The 21,092-nt window shown below is 46.2% G+C and carries 23 protein-coding genes, 1 pseudogene and 1 riboswitch; of the genes and pseudogenes, 1 reads left to right on the top strand and 23 read right to left on the bottom strand.

Annotated elements, in window-relative coordinates; translation table 11 throughout:
• Nucleotides 1-113: 113 nt before the first annotated feature.
• The 11 genes from spoVG to JNUCC31_RS14790 all read right to left on the bottom strand — a co-directional run bounded on the left by spoVG (nucleotide 114) and on the right by JNUCC31_RS14790 (nucleotide 10,269).
• Entirely contained in the window at nucleotides 114-398 is a 285-nt protein-coding gene (gene spoVG / locus JNUCC31_RS14840) for a septation regulator SpoVG (protein ID WP_017691372.1), read from the bottom strand.
• 188 nt (nucleotides 399-586) lie between these two features.
• Entirely contained in the window at nucleotides 587-1,414 is an 828-nt protein-coding gene (gene purR, locus JNUCC31_RS14835) for a pur operon repressor (protein WP_062329397.1), read from the bottom strand.
• 98 nt (nucleotides 1,415-1,512) lie between these two features.
• Entirely contained in the window at nucleotides 1,513-2,367 is an 855-nt protein-coding gene (gene ispE / locus JNUCC31_RS14830) for a 4-(cytidine 5'-diphospho)-2-C-methyl-D-erythritol kinase (protein ID WP_192272230.1), read from the bottom strand.
• Between the two features lie 149 nt (nucleotides 2,368-2,516).
• Nucleotides 2,517-2,693 (bottom strand): small, acid-soluble spore protein, alpha/beta type, encoded by a 177-nt coding sequence (locus JNUCC31_RS14825; RefSeq protein WP_192272228.1) that lies wholly within the window; start codon nucleotides 2,691-2,693, stop codon nucleotides 2,517-2,519.
• Between the two features lie 254 nt (nucleotides 2,694-2,947).
• Complete coding sequence (gene veg, locus JNUCC31_RS14820; RefSeq protein ID WP_017691376.1) at nucleotides 2,948-3,223, bottom strand: biofilm formation stimulator Veg; 276 nt, start codon at nucleotides 3,221-3,223, stop codon at nucleotides 2,948-2,950.
• A gap of 153 nt (nucleotides 3,224-3,376) precedes the next feature.
• Nucleotides 3,377-4,273 (bottom strand): sporulation peptidase YabG, encoded by an 897-nt coding sequence (gene yabG, locus JNUCC31_RS14815; protein ID WP_192272226.1) that lies wholly within the window; start codon nucleotides 4,271-4,273, stop codon nucleotides 3,377-3,379.
• A 59-nt stretch (nucleotides 4,274-4,332) separates the two neighbouring features.
• Nucleotides 4,333-5,235, bottom strand: coding sequence for a 16S rRNA (adenine(1518)-N(6)/adenine(1519)-N(6))-dimethyltransferase RsmA (gene rsmA, locus JNUCC31_RS14810; protein WP_379386837.1), 903 nt, complete (start codon nucleotides 5,233-5,235; stop codon nucleotides 4,333-4,335).
• A 4-nt stretch (nucleotides 5,236-5,239) separates the two neighbouring features.
• Nucleotides 5,240-5,785, bottom strand: a complete 546-nt coding sequence (rnmV, locus tag JNUCC31_RS14805; protein ID WP_192272224.1) for a ribonuclease M5 — start codon at nucleotides 5,783-5,785, stop codon at nucleotides 5,240-5,242.
• 154 nt (nucleotides 5,786-5,939) lie between these two features.
• Nucleotides 5,940-7,124: a resuscitation-promoting factor gene (locus tag JNUCC31_RS14800; RefSeq protein ID WP_192272222.1), complete on the bottom strand. Its 1,185-nt coding sequence runs from the start codon at nucleotides 7,122-7,124 to the stop codon at nucleotides 5,940-5,942.
• Between the two features lie 272 nt (nucleotides 7,125-7,396).
• A riboswitch (cyclic di-AMP (ydaO/yuaA leader) is annotated at nucleotides 7,397-7,649 on the bottom strand.
• Nucleotides 7,650-7,890: 241 nt separating this feature from the next.
• Nucleotides 7,891-8,661: a TatD family hydrolase gene (locus tag JNUCC31_RS14795; RefSeq protein WP_192272220.1), complete on the bottom strand. Its 771-nt coding sequence runs from the start codon at nucleotides 8,659-8,661 to the stop codon at nucleotides 7,891-7,893.
• Between the two features lie 327 nt (nucleotides 8,662-8,988).
• A complete protein-coding gene (locus tag JNUCC31_RS14790) occupies nucleotides 8,989-10,269 on the bottom strand; it encodes an HD domain-containing protein (protein ID WP_192272218.1) in 1,281 nt (426 codons plus the stop codon).
• Between the two features lie 316 nt (nucleotides 10,270-10,585).
• Here JNUCC31_RS14790 and JNUCC31_RS14785 point away from each other — a divergent pair, with 316 nt between their 5' ends.
• A complete protein-coding gene (locus tag JNUCC31_RS14785; protein ID WP_024633700.1) occupies nucleotides 10,586-10,840 on the top strand; it encodes an AbrB/MazE/SpoVT family DNA-binding domain-containing protein in 255 nt (84 codons plus the stop codon).
• A 300-nt stretch (nucleotides 10,841-11,140) separates the two neighbouring features.
• Here the strand turns inward: JNUCC31_RS14785 and rsmI are convergent, their stop codons facing one another.
• The 12 genes and pseudogenes from rsmI to JNUCC31_RS14725 all read right to left on the bottom strand — a co-directional run bounded on the left by rsmI (nucleotide 11,141) and on the right by JNUCC31_RS14725 (nucleotide 20,771).
• Nucleotides 11,141-12,025 carry a 16S rRNA (cytidine(1402)-2'-O)-methyltransferase gene (rsmI, locus tag JNUCC31_RS14780; RefSeq protein ID WP_192272216.1) on the bottom strand — a complete coding sequence of 295 codons (885 nt, stop codon included), beginning with the start codon at nucleotides 12,023-12,025 and terminating at the stop codon, nucleotides 11,141-11,143.
• Complete coding sequence (locus JNUCC31_RS14775; protein ID WP_192272214.1) at nucleotides 12,026-12,805, bottom strand: tRNA1(Val) (adenine(37)-N6)-methyltransferase; 780 nt, start codon at nucleotides 12,803-12,805, stop codon at nucleotides 12,026-12,028.
• An 85-nt stretch (nucleotides 12,806-12,890) separates the two neighbouring features.
• Nucleotides 12,891-13,259, bottom strand: coding sequence for a DNA replication initiation control protein YabA (gene yabA / locus JNUCC31_RS14770; RefSeq protein WP_024633697.1), 369 nt, complete (start codon nucleotides 13,257-13,259; stop codon nucleotides 12,891-12,893).
• 28 nt (nucleotides 13,260-13,287) lie between these two features.
• On the bottom strand, nucleotides 13,288-14,088 hold the full coding sequence (locus JNUCC31_RS14765) for a PSP1 domain-containing protein (RefSeq protein ID WP_053778939.1): 801 nt from the start codon (nucleotides 14,086-14,088) through the stop codon (nucleotides 13,288-13,290).
• 117 nt (nucleotides 14,089-14,205) lie between these two features.
• Nucleotides 14,206-15,177: a DNA polymerase III subunit delta' gene (holB, locus tag JNUCC31_RS14760; protein ID WP_192272212.1), complete on the bottom strand. Its 972-nt coding sequence runs from the start codon at nucleotides 15,175-15,177 to the stop codon at nucleotides 14,206-14,208.
• Between the two features lie 9 nt (nucleotides 15,178-15,186).
• Nucleotides 15,187-15,630: a YaaR family protein gene (locus tag JNUCC31_RS14755; RefSeq protein WP_062329420.1), complete on the bottom strand. Its 444-nt coding sequence runs from the start codon at nucleotides 15,628-15,630 to the stop codon at nucleotides 15,187-15,189.
• Between the two features lie 279 nt (nucleotides 15,631-15,909).
• Nucleotides 15,910-16,239 (bottom strand): cyclic di-AMP receptor DarA, encoded by a 330-nt coding sequence (locus tag JNUCC31_RS14750; protein WP_017691391.1) that lies wholly within the window; start codon nucleotides 16,237-16,239, stop codon nucleotides 15,910-15,912.
• 61 nt (nucleotides 16,240-16,300) lie between these two features.
• Nucleotides 16,301-16,948 carry a dTMP kinase gene (tmk, locus tag JNUCC31_RS14745; RefSeq protein ID WP_192272210.1) on the bottom strand — a complete coding sequence of 216 codons (648 nt, stop codon included), beginning with the start codon at nucleotides 16,946-16,948 and terminating at the stop codon, nucleotides 16,301-16,303.
• Between the two features lie 225 nt (nucleotides 16,949-17,173).
• A pseudogene (locus JNUCC31_RS14740) lies at nucleotides 17,174-17,766 on the bottom strand (LrgB family protein).
• A gap of 68 nt (nucleotides 17,767-17,834) precedes the next feature.
• Complete coding sequence (locus JNUCC31_RS14735; RefSeq protein WP_192272208.1) at nucleotides 17,835-18,263, bottom strand: CidA/LrgA family protein; 429 nt, start codon at nucleotides 18,261-18,263, stop codon at nucleotides 17,835-17,837.
• 223 nt (nucleotides 18,264-18,486) lie between these two features.
• Nucleotides 18,487-20,241 carry an aminotransferase class I/II-fold pyridoxal phosphate-dependent enzyme gene (locus JNUCC31_RS14730; RefSeq protein WP_192272206.1) on the bottom strand — a complete coding sequence of 585 codons (1,755 nt, stop codon included), beginning with the start codon at nucleotides 20,239-20,241 and terminating at the stop codon, nucleotides 18,487-18,489.
• A 344-nt stretch (nucleotides 20,242-20,585) separates the two neighbouring features.
• On the bottom strand, nucleotides 20,586-20,771 hold the full coding sequence (locus JNUCC31_RS14725) for a sigma factor G inhibitor Gin (protein ID WP_192272204.1): 186 nt from the start codon (nucleotides 20,769-20,771) through the stop codon (nucleotides 20,586-20,588).
• Nucleotides 20,772-21,092 lie beyond the last annotated feature (321 nt).

The following is a 21,092-nucleotide window of genomic DNA, read 5'->3' as shown; positions in this document are numbered from 1 at the left end:
CTGCAAATGTTCTTCTATGAATAAACTCAATACTGAATATATCTTATTCCGGTCAAAAAGAAAAGAGAGCCATAAGACATGGCTCTCTTTTCCTTCGAACCCCAATAATGTTCTCAGGCACCTTCTTCAATGACTTCTTCCTCAGTTGCAGCGCGATCATATTCAGTCAATACAGCAGCCTGAATCTTCTCACGAGTACCGGAAGAGATCGGGTGGGCGATATCACGGAATTCTCCGTCAGGAGTCCGCTTGCTCGGCATAGCAACAAACATTCCGTTGTTACCATCAATGACACGAATGTCATGAACGACGAATTCGTTATCGATGGTAATGGATGCGATAGCCTTCATTCTCCCTTCCGAGTTAACACGGCGGAGTCTGACATCCGTAATTTGCATGTGTGTGTTCACCACCTTTTTCCATCAGAACTTGGTGTATTATTCCACACAGCCTATACGAACTCCTTCTTTTTATAACCATAAAAATGTCCTAATTTCAGGAATTTTTTTATTTAATACACAATTCGACAATGTTAGTGCCAGGTCGATGGAAAAGAACTTTTCCCGACATGTAATTCTTCATGATTCTACAGGTCAAAATAGTTGCCAGGCTTAACGGAAATATGTCTGCTCTTGGCATCCACTGCTGTCAGTTTCGCCAGAGACACGTAATCCGTCAGGAGTCTTTCTTCGGAATCGACCGAGCCGGATTCTACCAATACCCCTACTCCGGCTACCGTTGCATTAAACTCGGCTAATAGGTCGATCATCCCCTGAACAGTGCCTCCCGCTTTCATAAAGTCATCCACAATGAGCACTTTGGAGTGTTCGCGCATCGCCCTGCGGGACAGGGACATGGTGTGCAGACTTTTATGAGATCCGGAGACATAATTGATACTTACGGCTGATCCTTCCGTAGCCTGATGGTCCCTGCGCACGAGCACAACAGGCAGGTTAAGCTGGGCTCCGGTCGCATAGGCGAGCGGAATGCCTTTGGTCTCAACCGTCATGACCACATCAATATCCATATTGCCAAAGGCTGTTGCAAAAATCTTGCCGGCTTCATTCATCAATGCGGGTTGTCCTAGCAGGTCGGACATGTACAGGTATTCTCCGGGCAGAATCCGGTCGGGTTGCGCGAGCTGGGTAGAAAGTCGTTCGGCAAAACCGAGAGCCAGTTCTCTAGACACCTTTGGAATCCATTTTACTCCTCCGGCTGCCCCAGCCAGTGTATGCAGTTCTCCCGAACCACCTTCTTCGAACACTTCCTTGATAATCGCCAAATCTTCGCTGATCGAAGACTTCGCGGCTCCATAGCGTTCGGCAAACGTGGTCAACGGAATAACCGTATGTGGTCTAGACAATAAGTACTGCGTCATTTCAACCAGCCTTGCGCTTCGTTTTAATTTCTTCACAGAGATCCATCCTCACGATCACGGAAAACATCCAAATCCGAATAATTATATAAAAATATACCACCTTTATACGTGTTTGTACATTATAAAAGCGAATTTTAAGTCAGCATGCGTACAGCATATACTTCTTTACAGAAGCCCCGCAGGCCATTATAGATCCGTGCAACCTTGGACTCCTTGGAGACCAGACCGAACACCGTTGGTCCACTGCCTGACATTAATACTCCGTCTGCTCCCAATCGGATCATAGCATCCTTCAGATGCTGAACCTCCGGATACAGCTTCAACGTCACATCTTCAAGCACATTCCCCATTTGCCCGCATACTTCAACAAAAGACTGGTTGCGAATGGCCTGTTCCATTTTTGCCGCGCTTGGGTGACGAACAATCTTGTCGCTACGAAAACGTCCGTACACATCCGCTGTAGACACATTAATCGGCGGCTTGGCCAAGATCACCCAACATTGAGGAGGATTAGGCATCGGTGTCAACTTCTCTCCACGACCTGTGGCGAGCGCTGTTCCTCCAGTGATGCAGAAAGGAACATCCGAACCCAGTTCGGCTCCAAGCTCTTGCAGCTCCTGATCCGGGATGTTGAGACGCCAAAGGCGATTCAATCCCCGCAGCGTTGCTGCCGCATCACTGCTGCCCCCGGCAAGTCCAGCAGCAACAGGGATTTTTTTGTCCAAATGAATATGGACTCCACTCCTCACGTCATATCGCTCTTTGATGAGTCTGGCAGCCTGAAAGGCCAAATTCTTCTCATCCAGCGGGATATAACCCGCCTGACTGGAGATAAAAATGGTATCCCGAGGCAGCTCAGACATCTCCAATCGATCAGCAAGATCGACCATGGTCATGATCATCTCAACTTCATGGAATCCATCTCTTCTTTTATGTAAAACGTCCAGCATCAAGTTAATTTTAGCAGGCGCTTTTTCGTAAATTTTCAAGGCGTTCACCCGTCCTCACCTTTTCCCTAAGACAACTTAACATATTATATCAAAATGGGGCTGTCAAGTCATTTCTATTCCGCATGGATGGGGAAAAAGCGAGGCCATTCCTGCTGGATTGCCCCGCCCTCCAAACCGATGGAACCGGATTACGATTTGCGTGCCGCTTGTTCAGCAAGTTGAATGGCCCGTTTCACCATATTGCCCGCATCCTTCGCTTTGATTCCGCCCCAGCCTTCCTCTTGAACCGTATCATAGAAACCCAGGTCTTTCGCAAGCTCATTCTTGAGTTCATCCGACATTACACTTCTTCTTCTCCGGCTCATGGATGGTCCTCCTCCAAATTGGTTTAATTCATGATAAGTGCTTTAGACCTTGCCATTACATCAGGCCAAGTTCATTTTCCTTTGAGGTACTTTTGGAAAACACTTTTGAAAAACATCTTGGACCTGTTCAGATAGTATGCCGCTTCCTCTCCTTGGTCATTCCTGACCATATATGGTTTCACCCTGATTCGTGTGTGACTGTCCAAAAATAAAAAAAGCGATCTGCCTCAAGGGCAAATCGCCGTAATCCATACTTACGTCTCCATGTAGGAGCTATGCGTCTGGCTGCCTGGATCATATACCATGACTTCCACCGATTCCGTAAGTATATCCGCATAACTGTAGGATACTCGCTTGAATGTTTCTTGCTCCTCATCAAGCTTGACAATAAAAACAGAAGGGTACGTTTCTTCCAATACACCTGTACGCTCAATGGTCTTACGGCGGCCACCATTAGCCCGCAGCATGATTTTCTGACCAATATGTGCGTCGAGATTGCGCTTGATATCCAATAGCGTATTTTTAGCCATTGTAGACGACCACCTCTTTTCTTGTCCATTATACCGGATTTTACAGTCATTGTCAAATCAAAACTAATTATTATATCAGTATCAAAAAGTTGTTGTCAATGAATTTTTTTACGAATAAAAAAAGCCCCTAAATGGGACTTTATTCTAACTTCATCAGACAGCTGACGGATTCACTTTTAGCGTGGATAAATCGTTTAATCCCGGCAGTCCTACTCGATAACTTCCCCGTGTTTCTACGCCCCCGACACCCTGGCTACCACTGATCGTGTTATGCAGAACATCATTCATGTTCACTGTTTCCCGCACCGACGTAAAGGCTGCCTTGGCTGCCACATAGACCGGGTCAAGAGCATGAATGAGAATTCTGCCTGGTGAACTGGCAAAGTTTGCTCCAGCCCGAAGCAAGGCCTCAAAGTGGGACTGACAGGCCCCTGCAACAATGGTGAGTGCATCCAGATGACGTTCATATTGCCTTGCTACCTGAATAGCTGCTACAAAATTCTGTGAATTCTTGTAACTTCCCAAGCTATATAAGTCATAAGGCTGACGTGTCTTTAGTACCCCATCATGGCCCGTAATGACGACGATATCCGGACGTACTTTAGGAAGGAGCCGGTACAACGTATCCGCCATCGCTGATTCATGTACATATTGACCCTCTGCGGGAACACGAAGTTGCTCGTAAAGGTTCATGCTTTTTTTCAAATAATTCGGGTCTCCATCCAAATGCAACACTTTACCTGGCATCTCGAAATAAGCCGGGTCCTGCTGAGCAGACCATTCTTGAATTAAGCCTTCACGATTACGTTCTGCCTGTTCCATCCGATTCTGTTGCAGGCGTGAGAGCGTCTGATGGGCCTTTACATGTGCCTGCCGGGTCTTAGCACTCTGCGGTTCGAATGGAACCTGTATCAAATCGTCCACAGGGGAATCGGCCAGCAACCGGAACTCGGTCCCTTTAATGACCGCAGCATCCAACTGAAGGCGTTCCACCCGGAAAGTCACATCTCCACCGTATGACTTCCGAACGACCAAGTCTCCGATATTCATCAACATAATCACCTCTACCCCATCGTATGGGCAAGGACCCGGATTGGTTCATCCGAATTTTACAGAGCTTGGCGTACCCCAGCTTCCCACATCACAGTGCTGAGCGTTGCATATTCCTGCAAACTTAAGGTTTCCCCCCGCCTTGAGGGTTGAATACCAGCCTGTTCCAGCAGCTGATCAGCTTGGTCTCTGTTCTCCTTCGTAAAGAAGCGGGCCTTCAGATTGTTGGAGATCGTCTTTCTGCGCTGGGCAAATGAAGCTTGTACCACTTCGAAATAGTGTGCTTCGTCCGGAATCTCCACTGGTGGTTGCTCACGAACCTTTAACTTGATCACAGCCGATTCCACATTAGGTTGCGGAATAAAGACCGTAGGTGGCACGACACAAACCAATTCCGGCATACTGTAGTACTGGACTGCGATACTCAAACTTCCATAGTCCTTAGATCCTGGTGCAGCAGCCATGCGCTCAGCCACTTCTTTTTGAATCATGACCACAATGCTATCCACAGGCAATTTCTCTTCCAACAGCTTCATCATGATTGGCGTCGTTACATAGTAAGGCAAATTGGCTACAACACTCACCTTATCTACCGATGCAAAGTCCGTGCGGAACAACTCCGCCAGATCTAGCTTCAATACATCCCCGTGATGCACACGAACGTTCGGATAAGGCTGCATCACTTCGCCCAGAATGGGCAGCAGTCGCTGATCAATCTCTACAGCCGTTACAGGGCCGGCTACCCGAGCCAGACGTTCTGTAAGTGCTCCAATACCAGGTCCGATCTCAAGTGCTCCCTTAGTCTCGTCCAAATCGGCTGCATTTACAATCTTGTTCAGTATATTTTGATCGATCAGAAAGTTCTGACCCAGGCTCTTTTTAAAAGAGAATCCGTGTCTTTGAATAATTTCTTTGGTTCGTTTCGGTGTTGCAATCTCAATCGTTTCGTCCATGCCCTTCATACACTCACAATCCTTCACGTTCAATTTGCGATAATGCTTCGGAGAATTCTTCCCGGGTAATCTGAAATACACTGAGCCGCTTGTGAAACTGCTTGCCATTACAATATCCAATGCCGAGCAGATTGCCCATCTCCATACGACGTGCAGCGGCCTGTGGATGCACAATCAGTCCTGCCGCGATAAGATCCTCCCAATCGATCAGGCTCGGTGCACCTTCATATGACGTATGAACACGTGCCAGTGCATGACGAATGGCTTCCGGTGAGGCATTCTCTACCCCGATGTCCCCTTTGCGCGTAGCATCAGCCTCGGGTATAAAAGCATGCTTGCAACCCGGTACTTTATTGGCAATGATTTTGCGAATTCGTTCACCCGCATGATCCGGGTCTGTCAATACAATGACGCCACGTCTCTCCTGGGCAAGCGCAATCCGCTTCAGAATGCGTTGGTTTATGGCTGATCCGCCTGTTTCTATTGTGTCGGCTTCCACGGCCCTATGGATGGCTACCGTATCATCACGGCCTTCCACCACGATCACTTCTTTTATCATGTTCCATTTCTTCCTTTCTAACGCAAAAAGAAGAGGAATATCCTCTTCTCTGCCAAACGGCGGGGAGACTGATATCAGCCCCCTCCGCCGCATATTCCGCATGAATCATTCATGCAACTATTTTATAGCATTCCCATTTCAAAGTAAAACGATTTTAGTTCGCTTCCGGCTTCACCGGTCCGATCACATATACCGTCTTGCCTTTCTTCCGTCCGAAGTTCAGGGCATGCTTCACACTATCATAATACACATCAATTTTGTGGCCTTTAATGGCACCACCAGTGTCTTCCGCACGACGGAAGCCAAGGCCTTCAATATAAACCCACCATCCGATTGGAATGACTTTGGGATCAACTGCAATGGTACGTCCTTCAGTTACGCGGGTACCCGATGCAGTTTTTGTACCAATACCGGGCTCTTCGGAAGAGTATGCCGTCATGGATACATTTTTAAGGATCTTGGAATATTTAAAAGAAGTGCCTGAGACGGTAATGACTTTGCTGCCCGAGGCAGCGGTTTTCTTCGAGTTCGTGGTTGTTGCCTTTTTGGTTGTGGAAGTCTGCGCGGATACCGTCTGAATCACCGGCTCTTTCACAACTGGTTTTGCTTTGGTACCAACAGCGATCACTTTATCGACGCGATTCGTTGCAATCGATTTGCCCACCATTTTTTTGGAGACCAATTCTCCGTCCTGAAACACTTTTTCAATATGCTGTACAATGGTGCCTTCTTTACCACTCACAACGACACGATTATCGCCTTTGTACAAGCTGGGATCAGCCGTTTTGATCACTTTGTAAGCAATCGGCTGTTTCACGTCCACTGTACGCTTTGTTACACGCACTACACGGATTTTCATATCCGCTTTAACAGTGGTTCCAAGCGCCGGATACACTTTATCCTCACTTGCAATTTGAATACCTGATTTTTGAATTGCTTCTTGTACCGATGAATCGGTTGTATACAGTGTCTTGGTGTCTCCGTCTGCCGTAATTTTAACTGGAACGGCCCGCTCAATAACGATGCGGTCCCCATCTGCGATTGCCCCGTTTAAGGGCATGGATACCTGATCGTGAGGGCTGACTGTGATTGATTGCTCCTCCAGCATTTCCTGAAGCATTCCTGTACGAGTCTCTACCGCTTGAGCTTTGCCATCAATAACCAGTGAAATTTGTTTCCCGGCCTGACCGTAAACGACTAACAAGATCATGATTGTAAGCGCAATTGAGAAAATCGCGATCAATGCCATCTGACGCAAGTTCTCATGCTTCCACCGCAACGCGAAAGACTTACTGGATGATCGTGACTCATGGGTCTCTTCTGGTTGGAATGTGCCCACTTCTCCGTCCTCCTTCATAGCCTCGCCGTCTTAAGTAATGCATGATGTCTTTGACGCGACTATACCAAATTTTCTACAGAACACAGGTCGGACCAACATAACCGGTTCTGCACCATGAACCACTCTTCGCAACATGATGTCATCCTCCTGAATACTTACCGTATGATGACCGCATTTCTTTTATTCAAAAACAAAAAAGCCAAAGAAAGAGTTTAAGAGGAACTCTTTCGTGGCTTCCGAATGATTTTGAATATCGGAAATTCATGCACGAGGTTGCCTCTCTTTTTCCGCTTGCGAGGTTAGCTGTCGGGTTCGGGCGAAAGAGAGCCGCCCTATCTCCGGTCATCCGCTCATGGCGGACGCCCTTGAATTCACCCCGAGACCCAAAGAAGAAATCAAATATGGCTTCGCAAAGGTATTCACTGTTTTGGGTCAGCGAATATTGCGCATCAGCTACATTCACCGATGTTTAAGCCCTATTGGTTCCCCCGCTCTCCGTAAACGGAGACTCAGCGAGACTGATTCATGAAAGTAATGTTGTTTCATCGGAAAGTGTCCCTTTGTTCATCCCCCGAACATCTGTCCAATTTTCCGCACAACAATTCACTGAAAAGATGATATCGTGTTTCTATGCATGTTGTAAAGCGTTGTTCAAGTACGTTTTTCTAAATATTTGGTTAAAATATTGTAATATTCTTGATTTATTTGGATCAAAAAGCAAATTAACTCCGTCTAACTCACTTTTTTACCCCTTTTGCTCGATATTTTAGCGAATTCCAAATCGTTCCATGGCATTTTTGGTGGTTATTGCAGCAATTTCCTCCATCGAAATGCCTTTAATTTCCGCAGCTGCTTCTGCAACCAGACGTACATGCGCTGTCTCATTTCGTTTCCCTCGATACGGGTGAGGCGTCAAATATGGTGCATCCGTCTCGATGAAGAATCGGTCCATCGGAACCTTCTCAAGTACTTCCTTTGGCTGTTTTGCATTTTTGAACGTGATGGGCCCTCCAAAGGAAAGATGAAAGCCCAAATCAAGGCACATTTTTGCCGTTTCCCAGCTGCCAGAGAACGAATGCATGACACCCCCTACTTCTCCAGCTTTCTCTTCACGCAAAATCTTTACAATATCCTCATGCGCATCCCGATTGTGAATGACGATTGGCATGTTCAACTCTCGAGCTAGTCCAATCTGTTGTCGTAATACGCGATGCTGTACCTCCTTCGGAGAAGTGTCCCAGTGATAGTCTAGACCAATTTCACCGATAGCTACCACTTTTTCATGCTTGCATAAAGATGCAATCCATTCCAGATCACCTTCCTGCATCGTGATTGCATCCACCGGATGCCAACCTACCGCAGCATATATAAAATCATAGGTTTCGGCCAGCTTCATCGTAGTTGGAATAGTCTCCCGGTTAAAGCCCACGTTAATCATGCGACCAACGCCCGCATCTACCGCCCGCTGAATCATATCCTCGCGATCTTCGTCGAATTGTGGTGCATCTAGATGAGTATGTGTGTCGAACAACATCATTTTGTATTGCTCCCTTCATGTCGAATAAAAGACTCTCTCTTTTCAAATATCTATGCAAATCTTGACTTGACTTCATTGATTGCAATATAGATCAAAGCTATGTTCTACATTTAATTCCAGTGTCAATGAGCACCACATATAGATTTAAAAATAATTTTACATCTATATGTTGCTGATCTCTAGCCTTTAGGGTTGTATTCTAATTGCTCATATTACAAAATTATGTCGATCTACATGTACTCTCCATTAAAGCAGATTACTGTATCATGAAAATAGCTCTTATAGAAAGCCTTTTGCCTATAGACTCATGCACAGCTTTGCACCTCATTAATGTGAGAAATAGGGGCGTATATGAGAAGGTAAATCATGAATAATTGCATCTACCTTATTTTGCGGATAGTACATGTGATGTTTTCCCCGATGAAGACCACTGATTGACCGGACAATGTCGGAAACCTCTGACAACTCATGTAACTTGTCTTGTCGATCCAGCAGTAAAATCTGCTTGTCCGTCGATTCATCTGGACGAAACACATCATACGGATTATCCGTTGGAAAATCAATTTCAAGATCATATTCGGGATTGAGGCCAGCAAGGATAAAGGCTTCCCGAATCTCTTCCATCATGTTTACGTCGATCTGTTCAATCTCTACATACTTATATAATTTGCGATCCATGAAACGTTCGCACAACTCACTTAGAACAGTATCGTCCTCTTTACGCCACTGCATAAATGCCGTCTGAATTAAAGCTTCGTCCAACTGTAAGTATTCATCCACCGATATCGTTCCATCGAATAACTGGGGCAGGGGATCAATCATGAAACGGAATTGGAAATGTTGCTGGATAAGACTTTTCGCCCGTTTAAATATTTGCCGCAATATGATTTCCGAACTTCGGGTAACCGGATGGAAGTATATTTGCCAGTACATCTGATATCTGGACATCAAGTAATCCTCTACGGCGTGCATGCCCGATTCCTTAACTACGATTCGTCCGTGATATGGACGCAGCATACGCAGGATACGGTCAAGGTCAATTGTCCCATAATTTACACCTGTAAAGTAGGCATCCCGAAGCAAATAATCCATGCGGTCTGCATCAAGCGGACTGGTGATCAGATTAACAACAATAGGCTGATCATATGTTTTTTGAATTACCGAAGCGACTTTCTCAGGAAAATCAGGTGCATACCTTCTTAAGATCGCCCCTACTTCGGTATCACCTGTAATGATACGACAGGTCCAATCCTCATGATTCATACCGAACGCTTCTTCTATGGAGTGAGAGAACGGCCCATGCCCAAGATCATGCAGCAATGCTGCGCATAGAGCAACCGTCTTTTCCTCCTTCGGCCAATCGGAATAATGACTTCTTTCGAATTGGGAGATAATTTTACGCGTAATCTCGTAGACACCCAGGGAATGGGAGAATCGACTGTGCTCTGCCCCATGGAAAGTAAGATAAGATGTTCCCAATTGGCGGATACGGCGCAATCTCTGAAATTCAGGCGTATTGATCAACTGCCATATAATCGGATCTTGTACATGGATATAATTATGTACTGGATCTTTAAACACCTTTTCTTCGGTCAAACGCTGTTCCATGTATATTCACTCCTTTATTCTCTATTATATTTGTCGCTTTTCAGTAAAGCGAACCAACGATTCGACACCATTTGACGAATCGTGTCGAATAAGGTAGTTTTGACGTTTTCCAAATCGACAAAGCTGACATTGAGGTTTAAATACGAAAAATTGCTGCCAATCCCTTGCCATCCCTATTATTATAAAAAATAACCTTCATTTTAAGCTAATTTTAAGGTTGACTGTTTTGGGAATCGTTGGTATGATGAGTATCATAAAACATAAAATAATGTCGAATAATGACAATGATAGTTAGCTGAGAGGAGCACTGATTATAATGATGAAATCAACAGGTATTGTAAGAAAAGTGGATGAACTGGGACGGGTAGTTATTCCAATTGAGTTGCGCCGTACGCTCGGTATTGGTGAAAAAGATGCTCTTGAGATCTATGTGGACGGCGAGCGCATCATGTTGAAAAAATACGAGCCCGCTTGTATCTTCTGCGGCAATGCAGAGAACGTTACTTACTTCAAAGGTAAAATCGTTTGTAACGAATGTATTTCCGAAATCCCTGCACCTGTGACAAAATAAGAAAAACCAGATATAATGGACTTATCCAATTGTTATTTCTAACCTTTTTATATTCCTTATTGGCCTTCCCGGTGTGAAACCCACCGCTGGAAGGTTATTTTTTTGCCTTGTTATTGGTTTCATTACCCAAAGGTCAACATCAATCGTGTAACTCCCCGAGGAGGGAGAGCGAGCGGCCAATGCTTTTCTACATTTTAAATTCCACTCTGCTCATTTTAATATTCTATTAAGGTTGGTTATAAGGTTCTTCTCAGGTTATGTTCCCTAACACAGAGGAGATTCAATATCCATTAGAGTCTGTTACTCAATTAAGGCATTGTACACGTCGCGTTTGGCCAAACTGCGATCTGTTGCTGTTTTCTTCATTGCATCTTTGCGACTCATGCCCTCATCCTCATAATGGCTCACATGATCCGACAAAGACAATGGTTGCCACCAGGCTTCACGCTCTGCTTTTCGTTCCTCTTCCTTGATGCCTTCCACCAACAGACAGTATTCACCAAGTGGTGGATGTTCCTCAAGCCACTCCATACACTCCTGGACGCTACCTCGCGCAAATTCCTCATGCCGTTTTGTCAGCTCACGTGCCAGTACAATCGATCGATCCCCCAGAATCTCTTCGAGATAGACTAATGTTTTGCGAATACGGTGAGGTGACTCATAAAACAACAACGTGCCATTGGACTCATCAAAAGCCTCTAACACTTTTCGCATATCCTTTTTCTCCCGCGGCAAAAAACCGCCGAATGTAAAACGCTCCGTCGGTAACCCGGACACGATCAGAGCAGACAAAGCTGCATTCGCTCCCGGGATGGGAATGACCGTAATTCCAGCTTCAAGTGCAAGTTTTACAAGGTCAGAACCTGGGTCCGAAATAGCCGGCAAACCGGCATCACTGACGAGTGCCAAATTTTTTCCTTCTATTATATAGCGTATCAGTTCAGGTCCACTGGCTGCCTTATTATGCTCATGATAACTGAATAACATCGACGGTGTGATTTCAAAATGAGTAAGCAGCTTTCGGGTCTGGCGTGTGTCTTCTGCTGCAATGATGTCACAGCTCTGTAGTGTTTTAATGGCTCGAAATGTCATGTCCTCTAGATTGCCGATTGGTGTTCCGACCAAATATAACTTCCCCATGCCTTCCGACTGTTCCGCATAACTTTTCTGAATATGCAATGCCATCTATATTCCTCCTTCCGTTTGTTGTTCTGTACGTTGTGAACCATAATAGATGTCCATAATTTCATCGCAGTATGTTCCCTCTTCATTGTAGACAATGAGCGGTGGAAGCATCCGTACTTCTGGTTTTCCATCCTTAAGGGCTTCAATCAATACCATATTGGCTTCCAAATGAGCTCGTGGATGTACCATCCGAATCCGTTTCGGTTCCAGTTTATACTCACGCATCAGAGAGATGATCTCGCCGAGACGCTGTGGACGATGAACCATGGATACTTTGCCCCCATTGCGTACCAGTCGATTGCAGGCCTGAATCACGTCCTCCAGCGTACATCCAATTTCGTGACGTGCCATGGCCTGATGTGTGTTCATTTTGAGATCACTGCCATTCAAAGGCATATACGGAGGATTAACTGTTATCGCATCATATACAGCATGCCCTGTTTGTTTCACAAGTTCACGTAAGTCACCCTCATGAATGGTAATCGACTCCTCCAATGCATTCAACTGTACGCTGCGGCGTGCCATATCTGCCAATCGTGGTTGAATTTCAATACCTTCCAGGTTTGCCTGTGTGCGTGTGGTCAACAGAATGGGGACTACCCCGTTCCCAGTACACAAATCAAGCACACGCCCACGTTTCGGTACTGAAGCAAATCGGGCCAGTAATACGGCATCCATCGAAAAACTAAACACTTCATCACTTTGAATAATTCTCAAATCATGAGAGAGCAGATCGTCAATCCGCTCCGAATCTTGCAAGTTTACTGATTTTGCTGTCATATGATACACTCATCCTCCGGTACTCTATATCTCAGACAAGGTTCTTAACCTTGAAAAAAAACCGTAGGGGATCCCTACGGTCACTTCATTTATTCAAAAAAGACAGGCAGAACAGACAATCGCCTTCCGTCCGCAAATGTCCATAATAGACATTGCAGATGTGGAATCCTTCGTGATACAACCGAGCCAGATTATCATATCCTTCACCTACAACATCTTCACCTGTAGCCGGACCGGCAGGCCTTGCTACCGGAGCGAGCGCCGATGCGATGGGTAGATCTGCCGGAGCCTCACGCTTCAGCAGTTTGCGTAACTGTTCATTCTCAATGGTAAGCCGCTGATTATCCTCAAGCAGCTCTTTAACAATCATTTTTAACTCTCCTAAATCACTGTGCAACTGACCCAATTGGGTTTCCATTTCATGAATGTGCGTAAACAGATTTTTCTTTTCCAAGTTTCCACCCCGAAGCAACCTTTATGGTTTACTTGATAACGACGTCATCCAGCGGAAGTTCTTTGACTTTACTGATGTCGAACAGTTGAACATGGACTGTGCGACTACCCGCATTGATGCCGACAACTTTTCCTTCACCCAATGAGGTGACGACCAACTTGCCTACAGCCGGTAGTTCTTCTCTCACACTTTCATAGTTATCATGCTCAAATTTCAGACAACACATGAGTCTTCCGCACAACCCGGAAATTTTCGTCGGATTCAGTGACAGGCTCTGATCTTTAGCCATCTTGATTGATACCGGCTCAAAGTCTCCCAGCCAGGAAGAACAACATAATACACGGCCGCAAGGTCCAATTCCTCCAAGCATCTTTGCTTCATCACGTACACCGATCTGTCTCAGTTCGATCCGTGTCCGGAAAATGCTTGCCAGATCTTTGACCAACTCCCGGAAATCGACTCTTCCTTCAGCTGTAAAATAAAAAATAATTTTATTGCGATCAAACGTAAATTCCACATCGACCAGCTTCATTTTGAGGCCATGGTCTTTGATTTTATTTAAACAAGTACCGAATGCTTCTTTTGCTGCACGCTTGTTCTCATCTACGACACGGGCATCTGTCTCGCCCGCCACCCGGATGACCTTTTTAAGCGGCAACACTACATCGGACTCGCCTACTTCTTTCTTGCCAACGACAACCTTACCGTACTCTACCCCCCGCGCTGTCTCCACGATAACGCAGTTTTCTTTTTCAATGGGAAGGTCCAGGGGATCGAAGTAATAAATTTTGCCCGCTTTTTTGAAACGGACACCCACTACACTGTACAAAAAATTAACCCCCTCGTAAGCCAATCCCACTTCGTCTGAAGCCCTGTCTTCTTAGGGAACCCGCCGAAGTTATAACCGTTTGCATATGATTGGAACAAACTCTGTCCTCTCCCAGTCTTATGCCAAACCGATCAAAAATTGCTCCAGACAAAGCTGGCCATTGACATTGAAACGCAATTTTTTTCTGCATGCTGCGGCCATATCCATATAGGAGACCCACTGCTCGGTGCTGCGGGTACGGGCCAACTGAGACAGCATGTCCAACTGATCTATAAAAACGATATGTTCATGCCTACCATACTGGACATACAGCATATCCCTGAACCATAAATGGAACAGGCTAAGCATTATATCCAGGTGCTCTGAGAGTCCGGTTTTAAAAAGCTTCTGCTGTGCAGAGATCAATGATGTACTTCCTCTACCCAGGGACTCCTTCCCTAATTGTAACATTACGTTTCTAATTTCTGCAAACCAATTCTGCTGGAGAATTTCTCTACATGCTTCCAGTCCTGACGCTAAATGGACGGCAGAGCGAGCCAGATTGGCAGGCTGCCCCTCCGCAATCAACGATTGGAGCATCTCCTCGGGATTCAGCGCACTAAAAGGAACCAGTTGAGAGCGTGAACGGATGGTAGGCAGCATCGCCTGTCCATTATCCGTAATCAGGATGCCTACCGCCGGCACCTGTGGTTCTTCCAGAAATTTCAGCAGGCTGTTCGCTGCCTGAACAGTCATTTTCTCAGCCTGTTCGATGATATATACTTTGGGATGGCCTGCTTCCGAACGGTATGAAAAGATACGCTGCAGATCCCGTATTTGATCGATTTTAATATTGTTGCCATCTGGGGCAAGCATCGTTAGATCTGGATGATTGCCATGTTCGACCTTGCGACATTCAAGACATTGTCCGCAGGCATCATCTTCAAGTTCTGTACAGAATATCGCTTTGGCAAATGTAATCGCCGTCTGCAATTGTCCGCTGCCGGATGGCCCGCTAAACAAATAGGCGTGACTTATGGCCTGACGTCTCAAACTGCTCTGTAACATCTGCTTGGCTGTCTGCTGGCCCATAATTTGTTGAAAGGACATACTTCCTCCTCAGAAGCTTAAATTAATAAGCATTCCCCGAATTTCTCCTACTTGCTGTAAAAGTGTGATCTTGCCTTCCTCTGACTCGAGCAAATTATCAGCCATAGATAATAGAGCAGAATCAATCTCATCTATTAGCTTGTACCGTTTCCCTCTTCCACGCCGATCCCATCCCCGAGTTTCCTTCATGGAGACACCGCGACGGACCGTCTCCTCCAGAAACCTTTTTACAAGCTGCTTGTACGCTTTCAGTTCACGAATCGTCATGGAACGAGACAGACGATCACCCTGCATCTGGATCTCACTTAATCTGCGGGTAAGTTCAGCCTGTGATGCCCGTTCACCCTGGTGATTCATCATATCTGAGAAATTTTTGGACTGTACCGGTTTGGAGCTGGAGTCGGAAGAGCTTAGCCCGCTCTGCATCGGTCGAAATCCAGGGTTGATTTTCATGGAAACGCCCGCTTTCTATCTTAGTAGGCCAATCGCCCATCAGCACAGTGCGCGTTGCGCCTGTGCGTGGAAGAGAGACCTTTATATGCTGAATCATAAGCAATATATAATAGTAGATAAATATCATCATTAAGGTTCTGCTAGTTGGTTTATTAGTCAACCTCTGTCCGGATTAAACCTCTCCCTTCTGGAAAAGTATCTTCCGGACAGAGAGCGCCGATTCTTTGGATTAAGAAGGACGCATCAATACGTCTCAAAGGACTGGGGTATAAACCGAGTTTAGAAGTGTTCGAAACGATCTACCGGAAGAACAAATACGGTAGCTCCGCCTACTTGAACTTCGACAGGCAGCGGCAGGTAAGAGTCGGTTGTTCCACTCATCGGAGTGACCGGAGTCACGAGCTGTTCACGAACCTTACAGCTGCTGCGAATGACGTTCATTACGGACTCGACCTGACCATCATCTACACCGATCATAAACGTCGTGTTGCCTGCCTTCAAAAATCCACCGGTACTGGCCAATTTCGTAGCCCGAAAGTTCGCTTTGACCAATGCGCTGGATAATCGGTTGCTGTCTTTATCCTGTATAATCGCAACAATCAGTTTCATCCTGCATAACCTCCTTTAGAATAAGCATCTTGTGAAATGCCCCTGTCTATATATTAGACAATTACTCGTCAAAATCCTTCAAAATCTCTGTCTCCAGCGACAAAATCATTGCTGCCAAAACCTCTTCCGGCGTTTGGGAAGCATCGATGACCTTGATCCGTTCCGGAAACTGTTCCTTCAGTAGAAAATAGCCCTCACGTACTTTGCGGTGAAACTCCAGGCTTTCGAGATCGAGACGATTAACCTCACGTCCATCATGAGCATCAATTCGGGCAAGACCAGCTTCCGGCTCAATATCCAGATAAAGTGTGACGTCTGGCATCAATTCACCTATCGCAAACCGATTGATGACCCACACATTCTCCATGCCAAGTCCACGAGCATATCCTTGATAGGTCAAACTGCTGTCGACAAAGCGGTCACAGATGACTGTCTTGCCTGCCTTCAATGCAGGCTCGACCTTTTCAGCAAGATGCTGGCTGCGTGCAGCTGCATAAAGTAGCGCTTCGGTTCGTGCATCCATTTCCGTATGGAGAGGATTCAGGATGATGGCACGTATTTTCTCAGCAATCTCGATCCCTCCAGGTTCCCGAGTAACTACGTAAGGTATACCCTGTTCTTCAAAGTAAGAACCTAATTGGCTAATCATCGTTGTTTTGCCGGACCCCTCTCCCCCTTCCAACGTAATGAATTTACCTCTGCCCTGCATATGCTTCCCTGCTTTCTATATCGATAATTGCTTCTTATTGTGCTGTGATAAATACAGCCTCGATCCTCTCCTACTCCAGACTATGAAATAGCCAGCCTAGAGGTGTATATTCACGACTACCGGATTGGGTGATTTGAGTATAGTACAAGCTTCTTTCTATAATACCATACATGATCCTGCGTTAGCGGTCAGCTATTCTCCAATATTTTCGAGAAGTCGACCGGATCAACCGTAAATAATCCATACCCATAACGGGAGCATGACAGAGCCAGCAATGGCGCTGACGATCATGGATACAGAGCTCAATGCGACTGCATTCTCCCCATACTCAAAGGATCTTGCCATCCCCAATGCATGGGAAGCCGAACCAAGTCCGATCCCATAGGCATTTCTGCTGTTTACTCTGGACCACTTCATGATCATTGGCCCCAATAATATCCCCGAAAAACCGACAATCATCACAAATAGTGAAGTGAAGGATGAATTCCCTCCCACTGATCAGCAAGTTGAATGGCAACAGGCGTAGTGATGGATTTGGGCAATAATGCGATAACAATATCTTGCGGGTAACCCAACAACAGCGATATAGCAGCACCTGTAGACATGCCAACGACACTTCCACCCAAGGTGCCGCCCAAAATCGGGATTATATTTCGCTTCAGTACATCCAGGTGTTTTGCCAAAGGAAATGCCAGGGAAACTACAGCTGGCCCCAATAACTCCTGTATCCATTTACCGCCGAGCATATACGTATCCAGCGATATACCGGAAAGCAGCAGGATCAGTACAATTACAGCCGTTGCTGTTAATACGGGCATAAGAATCGGCCATTTCATTCTTCTGTATAGACGAGTCGCCGGAATATATATAACCAGTGTCAGGGCAATCATTCCAATTCCGAGGATGAGTGTGAGCATGGGATCGCCTCCTTCTTGCCTTGATGCATCGATCTCCACGCCATAAGCCATTCACTGATTTTCGCAGACAACAGACAGGTAACTAATGTACTAACGACCAACCCCAGAACAAGCAGCACGGTATTGGCTCTAAAAAAATCAAAATGATTGATAATGCCCACTGTAGGAGGGATAAATAATAACTGCAAATTCGATTGAAGCCAGGATGAGCCCCCTTCTCCCCAGCTTACTCTGATCCATCCCAGTTGAATGACGATGAATAAAAGCACCATGCCCACAATACTACCTGTTAAAGGCAGATGTAGTATGGCCTGAAGCAGGTTTCCTATCCAATAAAAGCCATACATCAATAGAACTTGCAGGACGATTCCCGTATATTTTTTTAGCGGAATATCCAAAGTTTGTTCCCTTCTTTCTTATGTCCAGCCAACAATGATGTCTTAAACTCGCTTGAGCATTTTGCATAAACCAAAGAATGTATTTCAATCAACGTTATGGATCCGAATGCTCCTATTCGTCTATACGTGGTACCGTACCCATGAGTGAATTGAATCGAATTAAGCAAAGTGCCGATTTTAATGCCGGTTGACTCCTCAAGTTCTTTGCCTATGCTAAACTCAATTATTCTCTAATGATTTTCAATGTTTGCAGCGAATTGTTTGCTACGCCATGGAACCTTGCTCCTTCATCTCTTAGGAGCTTAATACGAGCTGTCATGGACGGGCTTATTCGCTCACCAGGGTACACAAGGGGTATGCCGGGTGGATATGGAATGACCATCTCCGCAGAGCGAAGGCCTTCACATTTTTCAATGGAAACCTCTGCCGTATCTTCCTCATTAATCGGCTGAAGTGAGAACGGGATCGGCTCCGAAAAAGGAGTTCCTTCTTGAAAATTGTTCCACGTGGAAATATAATTTTCAGATTTTTTTTCAAAACGCTGTGATTGCTCACCAAAAGATTGGCTCTGCTCCTGTGCAAGGCTAATTTGCCTTAAAGCCTGCAACAGATGCTCGGCATCGCTGATTGTCGAGCCCAGGCTAAAGAGCAGAACGACGTATCGTTCGTCGCTCATCTCGGGCACGCAGCCGCACGCTTCCAGCTGCTGCTGCAGCCCGTAACCGCTCAGTGCCCCTGTGCCGTCATAAATGACGGCCTTGAACGGGTCCTGAGCGGTATATCCCGCGGCTAAAGGCAACGCCGCCGCGGGCAGAGCCTCTGGCCGCCCCGCTACTGCAGCGGCCTCGAACTTGCCGCCAGTTGCCGGCTTCGCCCCGGCTGGCGGTTCCTGCTGCAGCAGCTCTGCAGGCTGCAGCATCTGAAAGCGCGGCAGCTCCGCTAGGCCGCGCTTAAATGCGTCCACGGCGGCAAGCCCCGCCGTGAACGTGTTCGCGCCCTGCACATGCAGCAGTCGGCGCGCCAGATCAAGCGAAGCCATCACCGGGTATGATGGGCTCGAGCTTTGCACCATGGCTAGACGCTGGCGCAGCAGGGACCGATTCATTCTCGGTCCCTGAACGTGCAGCATAGCCCCCATGGTGAAGGCAGACAGCATCTTGTGGGTCGACTGCACTACACCGTCTGCTCCGCAGGACAGTGCAGAAGCAGGCAGGTCCGGATGCTGCCCATAATGTGCGCCATGCGCTTCGTCCACGAGCAGGGCCATGCCTGCCTCATGGCACACCTCCGCTATGGGCGTCAGATCAGCGCCCATACCATAATAATTGGGCAAAGTCACAAGGACTGCCTTTGCCTCAGGATAAGCCTGGACAGCAGCCTGTACCGTCTCCAGCGATGGCATTACCGCAAGTCCACTCGCAGGATCAACCCAAGGCTCGAGAAATACAGCTCTTGCGCCTGCCAGCATCAACCCGTGAATGACCGACTTGTGAACATTACGCTGTACTAATACGAGGCTGTTCGGTTCATTACACACGGTCAAAAGCAAAGATAAGTTACCTGCCGTGCTTCCCCCGACCAGAAAGAAGCTCTCCTCTGCTCCAAAACAATCCGCTGCCAGCTGCTGCGCCTCCAGTATAACCCCTTCTGGATGATGCAAGTCGTCCGTCCCCGAAATCTCCGTTACATCCAGCCGCATCATCTCCAAAAACGCACTAACCGGTACAACATCTGTTGCAGATCCTTCCGCTTCATCCCCTCCATGAATCGTCAGCCCCCCGGCTTCAATGCCTTGCCCTTGTTCCTTATCTTGTGGAGAGCACTCTACTTCAGTAACAGACCGCTCCAAACGTTGCTCTAGCAACCTTTGATAGACTTGTCCATTCTTATGCCCGGGTACATGAAAGGAACGCTGCCCTGAATCACGATACGTCAGCAACGCTTCATATAAAGGTGCGGTATTAGATTTATGCTCCATTAATAATCATCCTGTACTTTTATAATTTTAATACCGTTCGTACAATGCTTACTATAACAAAAGCGACCTCTGCCCTTGCTGCTCTTTTCCCTCTTCACAAAATGCTGTATCCGAAATTTGTAATGCTACGCTCTTTCCATTTCATTATATCAGGGATTGTCTACCCCATTAAAAATCAACATTCCTGCAGTGACACCACACTATTCCCTTTCGTCCCACCAACAAAGTGCTTAACATTTCCATGTTTCCATCTCTAAACCTCTATACACACAGAAAAAGGCCCTTTGGGCCTCTATGCACATTGGTATGCTCCAATGCAGTTCACTGATATGATTTAACGCTCGTTATGCGTTCTTTTGCACCCAAATCTGCTTCATTTGATGGATAAAATAATTGTACTTGGCATCCTGTGCATCCGTATGAACCATTTCAGATTCGCAAGCGTCACATATAAACTCAGATACAATAAAAATGCCTTCTCTTTTTGGCTGTTCGCAGATAATGCATGTGTGTTCGGCGTGTCCTTCCATCAACCATCCCACCTTGTTTTGCGTATTACTATCAGTATTGCACAGTTTCTATTATTTTAAACCTTTTCATAGTGCTTTCTTTCTATAAAATATATATATTCCCCCACCCCTCTGTGGGTGTCTGTACCGAAACAAAACATAAGAAAAATGCCTACCACTCTATATTTCAACGGGACAGACTGCATTTAGCCGCATTTCTTTCGCCGTACATCATAGCAGTAGCTCCATAGATTGTATCCTCTTCTACTATAGAAAAACATCCATCCGCGTACTTCCCAAGTATTCTGCACTTAGATGCCTTTTCTCCTGCGCTTACTGCCT

The sequence above is a fragment of the Paenibacillus sp. JNUCC-31 genome (genome assembly GCF_014844075.1).
Taxonomy (GTDB): Bacteria; Bacillota; Bacilli; order Paenibacillales; family Paenibacillaceae; genus Paenibacillus.
Note: the sequence above shows the minus strand (reverse complement) of the source record. Positions and strands in the feature narration are given on the sequence as shown.

Bases quoted from the DNA above. Each gene is read 5' to 3' on its own strand.
- JNUCC31_RS14775 (WP_192272214.1), bottom strand. From the start codon at position 12,805: ATGACAGCAAAATCAGTAAACTTGCAAGATTCGGAGCGGATTGACGAT.
- JNUCC31_RS14790 (WP_192272218.1), bottom strand. From the start codon at position 10,269: ATGGAACAGCGTTTGACCGAAGAAAAGGTGTTTAAAGATCCAGTACAT.
- veg (WP_017691376.1), bottom strand. From the start codon at position 3,223: ATGGCTAAAAATACGCTATTGGATATCAAGCGCAATCTCGACGCACAT.
- rnmV (WP_192272224.1), bottom strand. From the start codon at position 5,785: ATGATAAAAGAAGTGATCGTGGTGGAAGGCCGTGATGATACGGTAGCC.
- spoVG (WP_017691372.1), bottom strand. From the start codon at position 398: ATGCAAATTACGGATGTCAGACTCCGCCGTGTTAACTCGGAAGGGAGA.
- JNUCC31_RS14755 (WP_062329420.1), bottom strand. From the start codon at position 15,630: ATGAAAATCAACCCTGGATTTCGACCGATGCAGAGCGGGCTAAGCTCT.
- JNUCC31_RS14825 (WP_192272228.1), bottom strand. From the start codon at position 2,693: ATGAGCCGGAGAAGAAGAAGTGTAATGTCGGATGAACTCAAGAATGAG.
- holB (WP_192272212.1), bottom strand. From the start codon at position 15,177: ATGTCCTTTCAACAAATTATGGGCCAGCAGACAGCCAAGCAGATGTTA.
- rsmA (WP_379386837.1), bottom strand. From the start codon at position 5,235: ATGAAGGGCATGGACGAAACGATTGAGATTGCAACACCGAAACGAACC.
- JNUCC31_RS14750 (WP_017691391.1), bottom strand. From the start codon at position 16,239: ATGAAACTGATTGTTGCGATTATACAGGATAAAGACAGCAACCGATTA.
- tmk (WP_192272210.1), bottom strand. From the start codon at position 16,948: ATGCAGGGCAGAGGTAAATTCATTACGTTGGAAGGGGGAGAGGGGTCC.
- JNUCC31_RS14785 (WP_024633700.1), top strand. From the start codon at position 10,586: ATGATGAAATCAACAGGTATTGTAAGAAAAGTGGATGAACTGGGACGG.
- JNUCC31_RS14730 (WP_192272206.1), bottom strand. From the start codon at position 20,241: ATGGAGCATAAATCTAATACCGCACCTTTATATGAAGCGTTGCTGACG.
- JNUCC31_RS14795 (WP_192272220.1), bottom strand. From the start codon at position 8,661: ATGATGTTGTTCGACACACATACTCATCTAGATGCACCACAATTCGAC.
- rsmI (WP_192272216.1), bottom strand. From the start codon at position 12,025: ATGGCATTGCATATTCAGAAAAGTTATGCGGAACAGTCGGAAGGCATG.
- yabG (WP_192272226.1), bottom strand. From the start codon at position 4,273: ATGAATATCGGAGACTTGGTCGTTCGGAAGTCATACGGTGGAGATGTG.
- JNUCC31_RS14725 (WP_192272204.1), bottom strand. From the start codon at position 20,771: ATGGAAGGACACGCCGAACACACATGCATTATCTGCGAACAGCCAAAA.